The organism is Oscillospiraceae bacterium MB08-C2-2, assembly GCA_035621215.1.
Classification (GTDB): Bacteria; Bacillota; Clostridia; order Oscillospirales; family Ruminococcaceae; genus WRAV01.
In genome coordinates this window covers 2,764,173-2,780,116 of record CP141729.1, presented here as the reverse complement: position 1 = coordinate 2,780,116, position 15,944 = coordinate 2,764,173, and the positions used below count along the sequence as shown (strand labels likewise).

Annotated in this window: 13 protein-coding genes and 1 pseudogene; 3 read left to right on the top strand and 11 right to left on the bottom strand. The window is 50.3% G+C overall.

From position 1 onward, the window contains the following. Positions 1 to 172: 172 nt before the first annotated feature. The 6 genes from infB to U6B65_12440 all read right to left on the bottom strand — a co-directional run bounded on the left by infB (position 173) and on the right by U6B65_12440 (position 5,765). Positions 173 to 2,719, bottom strand: coding sequence for a translation initiation factor IF-2 (gene infB / locus U6B65_12465; GenBank protein WRS27132.1), 2,547 nt, complete (start codon positions 2,717 to 2,719; stop codon positions 173 to 175). A 6-nt stretch (positions 2,720 to 2,725) separates the two neighbouring features. Continuing rightward, on the bottom strand, positions 2,726 to 3,043 hold the full coding sequence (locus U6B65_12460) for a 50S ribosomal protein L7 (protein WRS27131.1): 318 nt from the start codon (positions 3,041 to 3,043) through the stop codon (positions 2,726 to 2,728). Beyond that, positions 3,033 to 3,305: a YlxR family protein gene (locus tag U6B65_12455; protein WRS27130.1), complete on the bottom strand. Its 273-nt coding sequence runs from the start codon at positions 3,303 to 3,305 to the stop codon at positions 3,033 to 3,035. Before U6B65_12455 ends, U6B65_12460 begins: the two co-directional genes overlap by 11 nt. A gap of 208 nt (positions 3,306 to 3,513) precedes the next feature. Continuing rightward, positions 3,514 to 4,566 (bottom strand): transcription termination factor NusA, encoded by a 1,053-nt coding sequence (gene nusA, locus U6B65_12450; protein WRS27129.1) that lies wholly within the window; start codon positions 4,564 to 4,566, stop codon positions 3,514 to 3,516. Further along, positions 4,563 to 5,054, bottom strand: coding sequence for a ribosome maturation factor RimP (gene rimP, locus U6B65_12445; GenBank protein ID WRS27128.1), 492 nt, complete (start codon positions 5,052 to 5,054; stop codon positions 4,563 to 4,565). Before rimP ends, nusA begins: the two co-directional genes overlap by 4 nt. Before the next feature lie 168 nt (positions 5,055 to 5,222). Next, positions 5,223 to 5,765, bottom strand: a complete 543-nt coding sequence (locus U6B65_12440; protein WRS27127.1) for a stage V sporulation T C-terminal domain-containing protein — start codon at positions 5,763 to 5,765, stop codon at positions 5,223 to 5,225. Positions 5,766 to 6,283: 518 nt separating this feature from the next. On the opposite strand from U6B65_12440, the pseudogene U6B65_12435 reads away from it, so the two are divergent. From U6B65_12435 to U6B65_12425, 3 genes and pseudogenes are all read left to right on the top strand, one after another. After that, positions 6,284 to 7,003, top strand: a pseudogene (locus tag U6B65_12435) (ABC transporter ATP-binding protein). 247 nt (positions 7,004 to 7,250) lie between these two features. Beyond that, on the top strand, positions 7,251 to 9,071 hold the full coding sequence (locus U6B65_12430) for a hypothetical protein (protein ID WRS27126.1): 1,821 nt from the start codon (positions 7,251 to 7,253) through the stop codon (positions 9,069 to 9,071). After that, positions 9,058 to 10,416: an ABC transporter permease gene (locus U6B65_12425; protein WRS27125.1), complete on the top strand. Its 1,359-nt coding sequence runs from the start codon at positions 9,058 to 9,060 to the stop codon at positions 10,414 to 10,416. Before U6B65_12430 ends, U6B65_12425 begins: the two co-directional genes overlap by 14 nt. Positions 10,417 to 10,576: 160 nt before the next feature. Here U6B65_12425 and greA read toward each other — a convergent pair whose 3' ends face one another. The 5 genes from greA to ftsX form a co-directional block, all read right to left on the bottom strand. Beyond that, on the bottom strand, positions 10,577 to 11,056 hold the full coding sequence (gene greA / locus U6B65_12420) for a transcription elongation factor GreA (GenBank protein ID WRS27124.1): 480 nt from the start codon (positions 11,054 to 11,056) through the stop codon (positions 10,577 to 10,579). Positions 11,057 to 11,188: 132 nt separating this feature from the next. After that, complete coding sequence (locus tag U6B65_12415) at positions 11,189 to 12,091, bottom strand: hypothetical protein (GenBank protein ID WRS27123.1); 903 nt, start codon at positions 12,089 to 12,091, stop codon at positions 11,189 to 11,191. Between the two features lie 211 nt (positions 12,092 to 12,302). After that, positions 12,303 to 13,547, bottom strand: coding sequence for a S41 family peptidase (locus tag U6B65_12410; protein ID WRS27122.1), 1,245 nt, complete (start codon positions 13,545 to 13,547; stop codon positions 12,303 to 12,305). Between the two features lie 140 nt (positions 13,548 to 13,687). Further along, positions 13,688 to 14,923, bottom strand: coding sequence for a peptidoglycan DD-metalloendopeptidase family protein (locus tag U6B65_12405; protein WRS27121.1), 1,236 nt, complete (start codon positions 14,921 to 14,923; stop codon positions 13,688 to 13,690). A gap of 19 nt (positions 14,924 to 14,942) precedes the next feature. Then, positions 14,943 to 15,848, bottom strand: coding sequence for a permease-like cell division protein FtsX (gene ftsX / locus U6B65_12400; GenBank protein ID WRS27120.1), 906 nt, complete (start codon positions 15,846 to 15,848; stop codon positions 14,943 to 14,945). Positions 15,849 to 15,944: the final 96 nt, after the last annotated feature.

Below are 15,944 nucleotides of genomic sequence, written 5' to 3'. Positions count from 1 at the left end.
ATTTTAAAAGTTTGCTGCCTGCCTTCTTAGTCTAGCCTGAAAGCGGGTATCTTACTCCTGCATAAGCTGCTCGCTTCTTATGCCCGAAGCAAGTATGGCTTTGCCGCCGATCCTCGGCAGAGAATCAGCGGCATGGGCGGCATCTCCTGCCGAATGAGCCATATAAATGATCTTAGTCTCTATATTCTTCGATTTCGTAGGCTTCCAGAATATCGCCTTCCTTGATGTCGCCATATTTTTTAAGGCCCATACCGCACTCATAGCCGGTGGCAACTTCCTTCACATCGTCCTTAAAGCGGCGCAGGCTATCCAGCTCGTCATCCGCTATAATGATGCCGTCTCTTACCACACGAATCTTTGCAGAGCGGGTAATCTTGCCGCTAAGCACATAGCAGCCGGCTACAGTGCCCACATTGGAAATCTTATAGACCTGACGAACCTCGGCACGGCCCAAATCCACCTCGCGGGTCTTGGGAGCCAGCATTCCACGCATAGCGGCCTTGATTTCGTCAATGGCATCATAAATGATGCGGTAAAGGCGGATTTCAACATCATCCCGCTGGGCATTTTCCTGAGCGGCAGGATCGGGACGGACGTTAAAGCCAACGATAATGGCGTTGGAAGCATTGGCCAGCATAACATCGGATTCACTGACAGCACCTACGCCGCCATGAATGACCCGAACCCGGACTTCATCGCTGTTGAGCTTCTCGAGAGACTGCTTGACAGCCTCCACAGAACCCTGCACATCAGCCTTAATGATGATGGGCAGTTCTTGAATTTCCCCTTCGGAAATCTGGGAGAACAGGTTATCCAAGGTGACCTTGGTGTAGGATTTAAAGACTTCTTCCTTGGCCTCATGGCGGCGCTGATCCACCAGCTCACGGGCCAGCTTTTCATCCTCAACCGCATTGAAGGCGTCACCAGCCTGGGGCACTTCACCCAAACCGGTGATTTCCACAGGGGTGGAAGGGCCTGCATCCTCAACACGCTCGCCCTTATCGTTGAGCATGGTACGCACACGGCCCACCGCTGTTCCGGCAATAATCACATCACCGTTGTGGAGGGTGCCGTTCTGCACCAGAATGGTTGCCACAGGGCCACGGCCCTTATCCAGACGAGCCTCAATAACAGTACCCTTGGCCATACGGTCTGGGTTGGCCTTAAGATCACGCATATCCGCTACCAGAAGCACCATCTCCAGCAGAGAATCAATGTTCTGGTGCTGTTTGGCCGAAACCTCCACGCAGATGGTCTCGCCGCCCCACTCTTCGGGAACCAGCTCATGCTCGGTGAGGCCCTGCTTTACCCGCTCGGGGTTGGCATCCGGCTTATCCATTTTGTTGATAGCCACGATGATGGGAACACCCGCCGCCTTGGCATGGTTGATAGCCTCTACAGTCTGGGGCTTGATGCCGTCATCGGCTGCCACCACCAGAATGGCAATATCGGTGACCTGTGCGCCTCTGGCACGCATGGAAGTAAAAGCGGAGTGACCGGGGGTATCCAAAAAGGTGATGGAGCGATCCTCCACCTGCACCTGATAAGCACCGATGTGCTGGGTAATGCCGCCGGCTTCGCCTGCCGTTACATTGGCATCCCGGATGGCATCCAGCAGAGAGGTTTTACCGTGGTCAACGTGGCCCATAACAACCACAACCGGGCTGCGGGTCAGGGTGTTTTCATCGGTATCCTCAATTTCCTGGAACAGCCGCTCTTCGATGGTTATAACCACCTCCGGCTCTACCTTGGCGCCGATTTCCATAGCGATCATGGCGGCAGTATCGTAATCGATGATCTGGCCGGCAGCGGCCATGATACCAAGGCCCATGAGGCGCTTGATGACCTCTGCGGACTGAATCTTCAGGCGGGAGGCCAAATCGCTGACCGAGATTTCCTCAGGCAAAGTAATTTCCAGCTTCTGGCGGCGCTGACGCTCCATTTCCAGACGGCGCAGCTTCTGTGCCTCCTGCTCCTTGCGGGACATGAAGGGTTTGCCACGCTGGGCAGAGCGCTGGCTTAGCTTCTGCTTTTTCACCCCGGTATCCTTTTTCTGAAGGTTGGTGGGGGCAATCTGCTCATAGCGCTCGTTGTATTTATCCAGATTCACCTTGACCTGACGCATATCAACAGTGCGGGCGGTGTTGGCTTTCTCCACCTTGACTGTATCGCCGGAGGCAGCGTTCTGAGGCTGAGCGGAAGAAAGCGGTACCGACGGTCTGGGAGCGGCCGGGCGGTTTTGCTGCTGCCCGGGCCGATTCTGGTTGCCGGCGGGGCGCTGGCCCTGCCCGCTAAAACGGTTCTGGTTGCCCTGCTGACCGGGCCGATTCTGGTTCTGGCCCGGTCTGCCGCCGGCAGAAGCCTGCGGCCGATGAGGTGCATTGTGCTGAGGAGCGCTCTGTTGGGGGGCACTCTGCTGGGGTTTTTCCGGTGCAGGCGCAGCCTTGGGAGCCTCAACAGCCTCTTTAGCAGGAGCCTCAGGCGCTTCCTTAGCAGGAGCCTGGGGCTTGGGCATATTGGCCCGGGCAAAAAAGGCATCAAAGCTTTCCACGCTGTTTTTATTGGTGTAATGCTCAAGGATCACACTCAGTTCAACAGGCTCCAGCGCTGTCATATGTTTTTTAGGCTCCTTAAAGTGCTCGCCCAAAAGATCAATAATATCCTTGCTGGGAACTTTCAAATCCTTGGCAACCTCGTGTACACGATACTTCTCCATCATATATATCTAATCCTCCTCATTTTCACAGCTCAGCTTTTTTTCCACCATGCCTGCCAAGCCCGGATCCAGCACAGCCAGAATTCCTGTACGCCTCCCCAGCATCGCCTTTGTCTCCTCCATGGTCAAGGATGCGGCTCGGGGAGCAATTCCATATTTCTGTGCTTCATATGTTATGTTTTTGAGACTCTTGGGCGAAAGGTCGGCGGTGGTTATCAGAAGCTTTACCTTGCCGGAGACCATAGCCTCCACCACAGGATCAAACCCCATAACCAGCTTGCCGGCTTTGCGGCAAAGGCCCAGCGCCAGAAGCAAATTATTCTCCACTGTTTTTCATTTCCTCCTCCAATCGCCCATAAACCTCTTCGGGTATCTGGCAGGAAAAGGCACGTTCCAGCCTTCTGGCCTTAATTGCTTTTGCAAGGCATTGGGAATTGCCGCAGATATAGGCGCCCCGCCCCGGCTTTTTCCCTGTGGTATCCAGTGAGATTTCCCCCTGTGGGCTGCGCACCACCCGCACCAGCTCTTTTTTAGGCTTGTGCTCATTGCAGCCGAGGCACATGCGCACAGGCAGCTTTCTCTGTTTCATAAGGTTCCCCCATTTCCTTGCTTGGCAATCGACCGCAGTCGCGTTTACACCCAGCCTCAAAATCCAAAGTAAAATCCGATACACAATATCCACTGAACAGGTCGTATGCGATTGGTTCAAGCGGACAAAGGCTGCTCCCCTAAAATCAAGCTATGGTCAAAGGTACGCTGATTATACCTAAATCGGTATATTTGCTTAGGTGAGGCAGTTATTCTTCCCCGAAAAAGCCGCTTTCCGGGCGAATATCGATTTTCCATCCGGTAAGCCGCGCTGCCAGACGGGCATTTTGACCCTTGTTGCCAATCGCCAGCGAAAGCTGATGATCCGGCACAGTTACCTTGCAGCTGCGCTGTTCCAAATCTTCAATTTCAACCGCAATTACCTGAGCAGGCGAAAGGGCCGCAGCCACCAGCTCCTGTGGGTCTTCGGAATATTTGACTACATCTATTTTTTCGCCGCCCAGCTCATCCACAATGTCCGAAACACGGGTTCCCTTGGGGCCGATACAGGCGCCAACGGCATCCACGTTTTCATCCTTGGACCAGACAGCAATTTTGGTGCGTGAACCGGCCTCACGGGCAATGGCTCGGATTTCAACAGTGCCATCGTAAATTTCCGGCACCTGCATTTCAAAAAGGCGCTTAACCAGCCCCGGATGGGTGCGGGAAATCATCAGGCGGGGGCCTTTATCGCCGGAGGCTACATCCACCACATAAACACGGATGCGCTCGCCATCCCGGAAGGTCTCGGTAGGCACCTGCTCGCTCTTGGGGAGAATGGCCTCGGATTTGCCGATTTCAAGGGTAATGTTGCCACGGCGCTCATCGCTGCGCAAAACGATGGCGGAAACAATGTCGTTCTGGCGGCTCTGGTATTCATGGAGAAGCTGATCCCGCTCCCCTTCCCGAATGCCCTGCCGGATAACATGCTTGGCGGTCTGTGCCGCAATTCTTCCGAATTTTTTGGTTTCCATGGGGATTTCCACAGTGCCGCCCACTTCGGCTCTCTTGTTGTATTTCCTTGCTTCTTCCAAGAGAATTTCAACACTGGGCTCTTCCACCTGCTCCACAACGGTTTTGCGGTAGGCTACATAAAAACGGCCCGAATCCGGGTCAATTTCCACCACTGCATCCTCGCCGCCGCCCACATCCCGCTTCACCGCAATTGCGATAGCATTTTTGATCCGCTCCAGCAGATAATCCGCCGGTATCCCCTTCTCCTTTTCAAGAAGGGTCAACGCGTCAAAAAATTCGGTGTTCATCGATTGTTTCCTCCAATTTCAAAATCGTCCAATTTAATATAGGCAACCTCGCCCTTTTGCACTGTCATGGTCAGCTCCGGCTCCAGCTCAATGGTAATTTCATCCTCCTGCTTGGAAAGAAGGGTGCCTTTGAAATCCCGGATTCCCTCCACCGGCCGAATCAGGCGCAGCATAACCGGCGCACCGATATACTTTTGAAAATGCCAATCCTTGATAAGCGAGCGCTCCAGCCCCGGGGAGCAAACCTCCAGCGTATAACTCTGGCTGACCGGGTCGGCCTCATCCAGCAAGGGATCCACCGCCTTGCTCACCGCCTCGCAGTCATTGATATCAACGCCGCCCTCTTTATCTATAAAATAGCGCAAATACCAGCCGTTGCCCTCTTTTTCGTAGCGAACATCCCACAAAATCAGCCCTCGTTCTTCCACAATAGGCTGAACCAGACGGGCCGCTATCTGCACCGTAGTTTCCTTGTGTTCTCTGGCCAAATTTCCGCCTCCTTTTTTTGCCTCAAACCCCATACACAAACAAAAGAGCGGGAACCTCCCACTCTTTCGTCATGCTTACTATCATTTACGTTATTTAGTCTACCACATATTGCGTCTATTTGCAAGAGGCTGGCACCATTTTAACCGCATAGCGCAGAGAAAGAAAGGCTATTCCTCCATCTGCTTTCCGAGAAAAGCGGCGGCCGTGGTAATCAGCTTGATTTCGGTTTTGGTTGCAAGATCGGAATTTTCGTTGGACAGAAACATAATGGAGCCGCACACATCCCCAGAGGTGATAATGGGAGCCCCAGCCAAGGCATAGCGATCTACGCCCTCTACAGGCTGGAGGCGGGGGGAATCTGCCGCTTCGTGGACAAAAGTCTTGCGCTGTTCCATATTATCCTCCAGATTGGAGGATACACGGCGCTCCAGCAGCTCTTTTTTGGGAATACCGGCTACTGAGATGACATGATCCCGGTCGCAAACCACCACGGGGAATCCCCCGGTGCGGTAAAGCACCTCCGCATATTGACTGGAAAAAGATCCCAGTTCGCCCAGAGGGGAATATTTTTTAAAGATGACTTCGCCATCGTTGTCTGTGTAGATTTCCAGAGGGTCGCCCTCCCGGATGCGCATGGTGCGGCGGATTTCTTTAGGTATTACAACACGGCCCAGATCATCAATTCTTCGCACGATTCCTGTTGCTTTCATATGGTTATTTTTCCTCCATCGTCGTAAAATAGAAATATGCTTCTCCCGGCCTTTCCATTTAGTTATATAAAGGGAGCCCCGGTGAATTTCTGCAGTTTTATTAGCAGAAATCTCTTTTGTCTTAAAGGTATTATTTACTCCAAAGGAAATTTTATACTGGCAAAACTACAAAGCGGTGGAAATCCTTTTGGGCCTTTTTTCAGAGGATGCCTACTAAATACCGAGTTTTGAAGCAAACTTTATATACGTATACAAGTTCAAAATTGTGGGCTTCGCCCGCAAACACGCATTGCATGTAGATGAGAATGAAGCGGTTAACGGCAGATCACCGCTGTTCAAAACCAAAACATGGTTTTGACATAGACAGCTATAAAACTCATTGAAGGCCAGTCCCGAATGTGATATAGTAAAGTAAGATAATAGCATTTGGTGTGTTTTTTTAGCAGAATATATATTTTTTAGACTTGGGCCGTTTAGCTGACAAGCTGCGGCCAACTATTTTATTGCCATTCCCACACATGCGGCGTGGGGAAATTGGCTTGCACTCTAAATTAGGAGGGGTGTTTTTGGATAAATCAATCGCCATACAGGTGAGCAGTCTGCGCAAGATTTACCGCATTGGCAGCAACCAGGTAGTGGCGCTGGACAACATCAATCTAAATATACCGGTGGGGCAGGTCTGCTGTATTGTAGGCACCTCCGGTTCCGGTAAATCCACTTTGCTCAACCAATTGGCGGGTCTGGAAAAACCCACCCGAGGCAGTGTGATGATTGCAGGAAAAAACATTGCCAAGCTGGATGAAGACCGTTTGGCGCGCTTTCGCCAGCAAAATGTCGGGTTTATTTTTCAATCCTATAACCTGATGCCGGGCATGACCGCTATCGAAAATGTAAGCATGCCGCTGAATTTCAGGGGCGTGGATAAAAAAAAGCGGTTAAAGGCATCCAAGCTGATGCTACAAAATGTGGGGCTGGGCAATCGTATGAACCACCGGCCCTCCCAGATGTCGGGCGGCCAGCAACAGCGTGTGGGCATTGCCCGTGCCTTTGTGGCCAGGCCCAAAATTATTTTTGCCGATGAACCAACGGGAAACCTGGATTCCAGAACCACCATTGAGGTTATGGAACTGATGGTGAAGATGGCCAAGGAGAGCAACCTCACCTTGGTGCTGGTCACCCATGATGTGGAGCTGGCGGAATATGCCGACCGGGTGATTACCCTGCGGGACGGCAACATTGTGAAGGATACCTTAACCGAAAGGGCATCCTCACCTAAAGGCCCACCTGTTAACCAGCCTATGCCCGACGAAAGAGGCAATGCCTCCGCCACCGACCACAAAGGCCAATCTCCGAACCAGCCTACGCCCGACGAAAGAGGCAATGCCTCCGCCATCGTGAACAAGGCTCAGCCGCCAAACCAGCCTATGCCCGACGAAAGAGGCAATGCCTCCGAAGCCCCAAAAACAACCGGAGAGGATGAACCCCATGAACAATAAAAAACTAACCAGAGCCGCTGCGCTTATCGCTGCTCTGCTTTTGCTGGCTACTTCCTTAGGCGGACTATTTTCCATGACGGCCTATGCGGCTGGCGCATATACTGATTCCAGTTTAACTATATACACTGATGTAAATAAGGAATACGAAATTTCCCGAAAGCTTGCGTCTCGGGACAAGTATACTCTGGAATTCAAAGTGAGAGTTGCTGATGGCTATCAAATCGCCTCCCTTAATAATACAAACAACAAAGTAACTTTTGAATTAACTGGTGGCGGATTTAGCAAGAAATACGAATCTATTACTGTAGCAAATGATGATAGAACACTGATCTTTACCATTAAAAACGCCGTTTTTAATGGTTCACAAGACCGTGCTTCTCCATTTAAGATTTCTGGAATATCCTTTCTAAGTAATAGCGGCGGTACAGCTATATCTGAAATTCTCGTTGCAGATTTTAGCATTGACTCAAAATATTATAAGGATAGTTCCTCTTCCGGGGGCGATGATGACCCCCAGCTCTGGACACCTGACATTGTGGTGGATAAAGTCACCGCTCGGGATTCCAAGGGCGATGTGATCGATTTTCTGGATAAGGATTCCGTTGTGGGCAAGCTGGAAATCGTATTCACCGATTTTGGCCTCCTCTATGAGGATGTGGAGGACATGAACGAGGAGGATTTCACCGGGTATCTGGTATCCGAATCTGGTTTTACTTCTTCGGTCAACAACAAAGGCCAGCTTCGGCTGATCAACCCCGATAAATCCGATGGCTTCGACTATGCCCGCTTCCGCCTAACTTTCTCCAACATCCGGTGGGATGGCTCTGCCACCTCTCTGCGGTTCCGCACCCAATACTATATGTGGAACGGCGAACGGGTTGCCGGCAATGGTACAGCCACCATTCCCCAAGCTAAAGTAGGCGATGATAGCAGCGGGGTTGCGCCGCCCACTCCCTTTATCATCATCAGCCAATACAATTACGGCAAGGATTATATTCAGGCCGGTCAGGAGTTCCCCCTGGATATCAGCTTTAAAAACACCAGCTCCGACATTCCTCTGGAAAACATTGTCATGACCATTACTCCTCCTGAGGATTTGACCATTGCCACTGCTTCTAACAGCGTTTATATTGACGCTCTGAAAGCAGGCGGCAGCATGGGTCATCAAATCCGGCTGCAAGCCAAGGCAGGGGCGGCTGTAGGCAGCAAATCGGTGGAGATTAAATTTGCCTATGAATACTTGGTGGATAAAAAGCGTGAAAAGGGCGAAACCACTGAGAAAATTGCCATCCCTATCACCCAGATTGACCGTTTTGAGGTAGACCCCATCACCGATTTGCCGGAAATTATGGAGGTAGGCGAAAACTATTATTTCACACTGAACTTTATTAACCGTGGAAAATCCACCGTCTACAATGTATCTGGGGTAAACACCTTTGGTGAAGCTGTTCCCGATACCCAGCATTTCGGGAATGTGGAGGCCGGTAAAACCGGTTCACTGGAATTCACTCTGGTTCCAAGCACTGCCGGTGAGTTTAGCGGCGAAATTGTGCTGCAATATGAAAATGAAAATATGGTGACCAACCACATTACTTTGCCTTATAACGTAACCGTTGAAGAAGCGTGGATGCCTCCTGTAGATCCCGAGCCTGTGGACCCGGGCATGGGGGAGGAGAATAAGTCGATCAACTGGCTTCAGTTATCCCTGTGTACAGTGGGCGGGTTGCTGATTGCAGGGCCTTTGGCTCTGTATATCATCAAGCGTATCAAGGCTAAGGGAAATGAGGAAGACTTGGATGAAGATTTCTGATTTACTGGCAATGTGTGTCCAAAATCTCACTCGGCGTAAAATGCGCACCTTTCTCACCGTTATGGGTGTGGTGATCGGAACCTGTTCCATTGTGGTGATGATTTCTCTTGGCGTGGGCATCAATGCCAGTCAGGAGCAAATGCTGGCGGAGGCCGGTGATCTGACTGTGATTGAAATCAACGGCGGGCGCTACAGCGGCGATGCGGTTTCTCTCAACGATGAAGCTGTCAAGCAGATACAGGCACTGCCCAATGTGGAAATTGCCACCCCTGTCAGCTACGGCAATTTTGATGGCAGTGTGAATCTGGTCACCGGACGCAAGGACCGCTATTCCATGTGGATGTCCCCGACGCTGATTTATCCCGAAGCCATTGAAAAGCTGGGCTATGAAATAACACAGGGAGAAAGCTTTCCCTCCGGCTACAATACCAAGGTAATTCCGGTGATTTTGGGCTCACAGGCAGTCTATGATTTCCGGGATACCAAGAAAAAACGTGGCGGATACATCCGCTTTGGCTATGGCGAAGGCGAAGAAATGCCTGACCCTTATTTTGACCCGATGGATTCGGAATTTACCCTTAAGATGGAGCCTCAGAAAGAGGGAGCTAAGACCTTGGAATACAAGGTAAAGGTAGTCGGTATCCTCAAGCAGGATTACGCCAAAGGCTGGGAAACCGCTAACGGCGTGTTTATGCGGGTAGATGATTTCCGCATGCTGACAGAAGCCTATAACAAAGAAAACAGCGTAAAGCTGACACAGGATCAAAAAAAGGAAAAGAGCACCTTCCAGACAGTTAAGGTTAAGGCCACGGAGCTGAAATATGTTGCGGAGGTGGAGGCAGCCATTAAGGAAATGGGCTTCAACAACACGTGGAGCATGGAAAGCTACCGCCAAAGCCTGCAAAAATCGGCTCAGCAGATTCAGCTGATTCTGGGGGGCATAGGGGCTATCACACTGTTTGTGGCGGCCATTAGCATCACAAACACCATGATCATGTCGGTGTATGAGCGTACCCGTGAAATTGGTGTTATGAAGGTGCTGGGGTGCCTTGTGAGCAACATTCGGCAGGTGTTTCTGGTAGAAGCGGGGCTGATCGGCTTTTTTGGTGGTGTAATCGGCGTGGGTCTCAGCTACCTGCTCAGCTATCTGCTCAACACCTTTGGCGGTTCTCTGGGTGAAAGCTTGGGGATGGGCGGAATGGCTGGAGCTAAAATGTCCATTATTCCTCTGTGGCTGGTTTTGCTGGGGATGAGCTTTGCCACCTTTATCGGCATCGGTGCCGGTTTTTACCCCGCTAACCGTGCCGTTCGCATCAGCGCACTGGAAGCCATCAAACAAGAATAACGTACTGTCTTTTTAGAAAAAAAGAAAGTACGCAAAGAAAAATCGCTTTGTTTATTTGAGAAAAAGTGTAAGCAAAGCAGAAAAACGCCCTGAATCTACGGATTCAGGGCGTTTTTAAGTATAAAATGTTTTCATAATCTTTTCTGTGGGGATACCCTCGTTAAAGGCTGATTGCCACGATCTTATACCGAACTACTTCGCCATTGGGAACAGTAACCTCCACTGTATCGCCCACCTTGTGGCCGATTACAGCCCGGCCAACCGGGGATTCATCGGTGATGGTTTCAACAGAAGAATGATGTGCCTCCACCACGCTGGCAAGACGATAGGACATTTCCTCATCAAACTCGATATCCAACAGGGTAACCTGTGTTCCAACCGAAACAAATTCTGTAGAAATTTTATCGGTCTGAATCACCTTTGCCTTTTTAAACTGCTCTTCGAGAGTCGCAATCTTAGATTCCACAATAGCCTGTTCGTTCTTGGCTTCATCGTATTCGCTGTTTTCAGAAAGGTCACCAAAACCGCGAGCAACACGGATTTTCTCCGAAATTTCCCGGCGGCGAACTGTGCGAAGTTCATCCAACTCTCTCTTAAGCTGGTTGTAACCATCCATGGTCATGAGAATTTCTCCGGACATTTATATTCTCCCCTTATCCAATACTCTTGCTGATTAGGGCCTCAGGCAATAACAGTATTATAGTAAAAGTGCCCAAGGCTGTCAAGTGATCGAAAAAAATTAAAAGTTTGGTCTTATTTTAAGCATAATTGCCTATAGCTCCACCGAGAAGGGCGAGCGGGTTGTGACCCGTTCCTCCTCTCTCGCCTCACAGGGCGGCGTATTGGAAGTGGCCACTTCAAATTGCCGGGCCAGCAGCCCCACAACCTCTCCCAAACTGGAAACTTTGTGATTGTATCGCATATTTTTAGCCACAAGGGGCTGATTGCGTATATCCAACAGCTCATAAAGCGCACCTGCAAACTCATGGGGAGATACCCCCGGGGGCAGCTTTTCCTTTATATCCTGGGGCAATTCCACCTCAAGGTGAGAAATTAAATCAAACTTGCAGGGCAGGCGGATGTTCTCATCGCCCAACACGGGGCCGCTCAAACGAAGGGGCTGCTCCGTTTCAAAAGGCTGTGGGCACAGCACCATTACACAGCCTTCCAGACCTGCAAGGCTTTCGCAGATCATCACTGGTGCCCCAAAGGTTTCCATCATCTCCCGGCAGGCTGGCCGATATAAATCCGGCCTGTCCGTATGCACCTTCACCGCAGTAAAATACTTCAGCAAACCGGCCAACTGGCTGACATAGCGGCCGTCCGGGTCTATAAGCCCCACAAGGCGGCGATACATCTGCATGCGGCTGCGGCTGATAATGGCACAGGCTGTATGAAAGAGCACCTCGGTATCAAAAAGCCCGCTGTGAAAACCCAGAAGTGGAACGCCGCCGGGAACTTCCACACCTTCCGGCAACAGAAGCCGCCGGCCATAACGGCCCAAATACTGATAGACACGCCACCAATCGGCTTCCTTTTCCAAGGAGCTGACCCGAAGCCTCCCATAGCTTTTGCCAAACAGAGTTTCCCGCTCCAGCTGAAGCTTGGCTTTTGTCAGCTTTCCCGCAAGACGGTGTAATAAACCCGGCTCCTGCCGATCATTTATTTCCAACACAACAAACATCCAAACCACCCTCACCCTGCATCGACAATTGTGCCGCAAAGCCAGCGGGCACAGCCTGCGTATATACCCCGCCGGATTTAAAAGAAATGCATCCCTCTAAAATCTCTGCGGCATATGAATTACACATACAGTATGTCTATGCGGGAAGGGCTCGGGATAGTACAGAGCACTAACGGGTAACAGCACCTGTGCCGACTTTCTCTCAGCCGGCGGAAGAAACCCCACTGGAAGATTCGGCCTGTGCACCGGTTTTCATGGTCGTTACAGCAACCTCCACAGCCTTTTTGAGCTGAGGATCCACCGTTTCATCCAAATTCATCCAGTTCTTTTCCATTTCTGCAGGCATGACAACATCAAAATCCGGCTTAATGCCCACTTCGTGGAAAGCGGGGCTTTTGGGCGGATTGAGATAAGCAACGGAAATTTTGATAGCTGATCCATCCTCCAGCTGCAGCTCCTTTTGGAGAATGCCCTTGCCCTTGGTGGTGGAACCGACCAAACGGCCTCCCCCCTCATCCTTAATGGCAATGGCAAACAGCTCAGCCTCGCAGGAAGTATTCCCGTTGACCAGAATGGTCATAGGCATCTGAATCTGGTTGGCATCGGAGGTAGCAAGAACCTCGGTAGTGTTGTTGCGGTAGGTTGCCGAAGCAATTACACAGGAAGGCAGCAGCTTATCCAGAATGCGCATAGTGGCAGCCATGGAACCACCGGGGTTATCCCGAACATCAAATATTAAAGACTGAGCGCCCTGATCCAGCATTTTTTGCAGCTCTGTGTTAAATTGATCGGAAGTATAGTCGCTAAAACGGGTAATGCGCAGATAGGCGACCTGTGTATCGGGCAGCATACGGGAATAAACGGTGGGTACCTCCACATGGCGGCGGGTTAGCTCTTTGGTGGAATCCTCGCCGCCGCTGCGGACAACCAATACCACCTTGGTGCCTGCATCCCCCTGAATGTCCGAGGCCATTTGTTGGGTATTTTCCATGGTCAGATCGGTTTCATCCACCTTAACAATGATGTCGCCTTCCTTGATGCCGGCAATTTGAGCCGGAGATTCCGGATAGACCTCGCCCACTTGCAGATAACCATCCGGGCTGGCTGTTAAAACAGCACCGATCCCTGCCTGTTGATCATCGGCGTCCTTCAAAATCTTCTCATAGGCCTTGGCATCATAATAGACAGCATATTCATCGCCAATGCCCTTTACAAAGCCTTGGGCAACACTATCCAGTAACGCGTTCTCATCCACATTTTTCAAATAATTATCCAGCACAAGCCGGTTGATTTCAGCAAATTTAGAATACAGCTTTTCTCTTTCACGAAGATTAGCCGTTTTTGCATTAAAGGTCTGGTTGGCATAGGTCATTGTCATTGAAAAAACAGCCGCAGCAACTACAGCCAAAATGGCGATAACCGCTCCCAGCGATATTTTTTTATTCATTCCATCACTCACTTCCTTGGGATTGAGGGAAAAACGCGTCCACAATATAAGCGGGTCTTTCCTTGCTCTATTTGAAAATGACTACCGCACCTGTGGGCACGGTAGTCAGCGGAATACAAAAATATATACCCAAACAGCTTCTATTTCTTCATTACATAAGGCTTAGGGTTGGTGTGCTTCCCATCAATACGCACCTCAAAATGGAGATGCGGCCCAGTGGACCAGCCGGTGGAGCCTACCGATGCAATCGCCTGCCCTCGTGTAACAACATCTCCCACCTTAACCGCAATGCTGGAGCAGTGAGCATACAGGGTGGAAACACCGCCGCCGTGGTCTACAATGACATAAATACCATAACCTCGGCCTGCAGTATAAGTCCAGTTAACAAACTTGACCGTTCCGGCATTGGCCGCCACAATAGACTGGCCATAAACGTTGGAACCGGTGATATCCATGCCCGTGTGGAAATCGGCGCCATTAAACCGATAGCCATATTCCGAGCTGATCTTGGTGAAGCCGGGAAGCGGCCATGCCATTTCGCCGCCTACATAAGGGCTCTTATCCCACTCGATGCGTTTGTAGATTTCATCCATTTCGGCACGCATGCGAGCCATTTCGGCTTTGTTTTTATCCAGTTCTGAGTTAAACTGCTTCTCCATATCCGCAATTTCATGGATTTTCAGGTTAACCTCTTGCAGCTTAACACCCAAATCCTTTTTCTTGTTCTCGGTTTCGAGCCGGGTTTCCTCCACATCAGCCATATTATCCTCCAGATCGGCCTTTAGGCCTTCCAGCTGGATACGTTCCTGGGTGAGGTTTTCCATCAGCTTACGGTCATGATCAGAAATACGCACCACCGTTTCGGTTTTGGTGAGGAAATCGGCAAAGCTGTCTGCCCCCAGCACCAGACCCAAAACACTGGCTTCATCGTTCATATACATCGCCCGCAGACGCTTACGAAACTGTTCGTAGTTTGCATCGACTTCAGCCTGTTTATCCACAATCTCCTGTTCCTTATCGGCGATTTTCTGCTCCAGAACCGTAATGCGCTCCTCAAGCAGTTCTATCTCGCTTTTGGTGATGTTGATCTGTGTATCCAAGCTGTTTTTGTTGGCGGTTTCTTTGTCCTTCTGAGTTTTGGCATCCGCAATGTTCCGCTGGATTTCTTTGCTGCTGTTTTCCAGCTCCTTGAGCTTTTTGCTGATGGCATCCAGCTCACTTTGGTATTTGCTGGTGGTGCTGGAGGAGGCTTGGGTTTCGTTCTCCTCATCGTCGTTGGCATAAACCAGCAGAGGGCGCACAGAACCTGTAATGATCAATACAAAAGCCATGGTGAAGGCCAAAAAGCTCAGCCTTCTTTTTTCTGTCCTAAGCATGTGTATGATTCCTCCCTCACTAAACCTTCAGATATTTGCGAATAAACATGCCGCTCCCAACCATCCCAATAAAAATACCTAGGATGGAGAAACCTCCTAGAACATAGGGGGCAACCGAAACAAAATCCACAGTGTTGGCATAAACCGGGCCGATATAAGGGCCATAATTCTCCCCGATCCATTTCAGGAGATACCAATAGCCGCCCCAAAGCAGCCCAAACGCAAGCAAAGCCGCTATCAGCCCGATCATCATCCCCTCCACAACAAAAGGCATGCGGATAAAGGTATCGGTAGCGCCTACATATTTCATAATATTAATTTCCTTGCGGCGGCTGAAAACAGTCAGCTTGATGGTGTTTGTAATAATCACCACAGAAACCACCACAAGAATAATAACGATGCTGATGCCCGCCACAGTAACCGTTTTTTTTATGCCGGTCAGAATGGTGGCAACCTCAGTTTGAGCATTTACTTTTTCAATGCCATCCATATCCCGAAGCTGACCAACAGTTTGCTCCAGCTTCGCCAGATCGTCAATACGAATGATGAATGTATCCGGCAGAGGGTTGGTTTCTTCCAAACCATCCAGAAGGGAAGCAAACTCCCCCATCTTTTCCTTTTCTCCTTCCAAAGCCTGTTCTTTGGAAATAAAGGTGACCTGCAGAATATTTTCCATTTTCCCCAGCTTCAGGGTCAATACATCAATATCGCCCTGCTCCATGGAATCGGATAAAAAGGCTACAATTTCGTTTTGATCCTCTACATATTGGACAATGCTGTTGACATTAATGGAAAACATGGCCGCCCCACCGATCAGCAGCAGGCAAGCCATCAAAACACCGATGCACGCAAAGGACATCAGCTTGTTATGGAATAAATTGCGAAAGCCCTCCTTAAAAAGGTAGGCAATATTATGGCCTCTCATATGTACCCCCCGACACCTTTTTGCCAGGCTGTCCGAAACCCCGGTTGTTTTTCTGCTCATACCGGCGCAGCAGATCGCTGACGGTGACATCGGAGT

What these genes read in the sequence shown, in the direction of transcription:
- U6B65_12440 (WRS27127.1), bottom strand. Translation starts at nt 5,765, where the DNA reads ATGAAAGCAACAGGAATCGTGCGAAGAATTGATGATCTGGGCCGTGTT.
- U6B65_12430 (WRS27126.1), top strand. Translation starts at nt 7,251, where the DNA reads ATGAACAATAAAAAACTAACCAGAGCCGCTGCGCTTATCGCTGCTCTG.
- U6B65_12405 (WRS27121.1), bottom strand. Translation starts at nt 14,923, where the DNA reads ATGCTTAGGACAGAAAAAAGAAGGCTGAGCTTTTTGGCCTTCACCATG.
- ftsX (WRS27120.1), bottom strand. Translation starts at nt 15,848, where the DNA reads ATGAGAGGCCATAATATTGCCTACCTTTTTAAGGAGGGCTTTCGCAAT.
- infB (WRS27132.1), bottom strand. Translation starts at nt 2,719, where the DNA reads ATGATGGAGAAGTATCGTGTACACGAGGTTGCCAAGGATTTGAAAGTT.
- U6B65_12410 (WRS27122.1), bottom strand. Translation starts at nt 13,547, where the DNA reads ATGAATAAAAAAATATCGCTGGGAGCGGTTATCGCCATTTTGGCTGTA.
- U6B65_12455 (WRS27130.1), bottom strand. Translation starts at nt 3,305, where the DNA reads ATGAAACAGAGAAAGCTGCCTGTGCGCATGTGCCTCGGCTGCAATGAG.
- nusA (WRS27129.1), bottom strand. Translation starts at nt 4,566, where the DNA reads ATGAACACCGAATTTTTTGACGCGTTGACCCTTCTTGAAAAGGAGAAG.
- greA (WRS27124.1), bottom strand. Translation starts at nt 11,056, where the DNA reads ATGTCCGGAGAAATTCTCATGACCATGGATGGTTACAACCAGCTTAAG.
- U6B65_12425 (WRS27125.1), top strand. Translation starts at nt 9,058, where the DNA reads ATGAAGATTTCTGATTTACTGGCAATGTGTGTCCAAAATCTCACTCGG.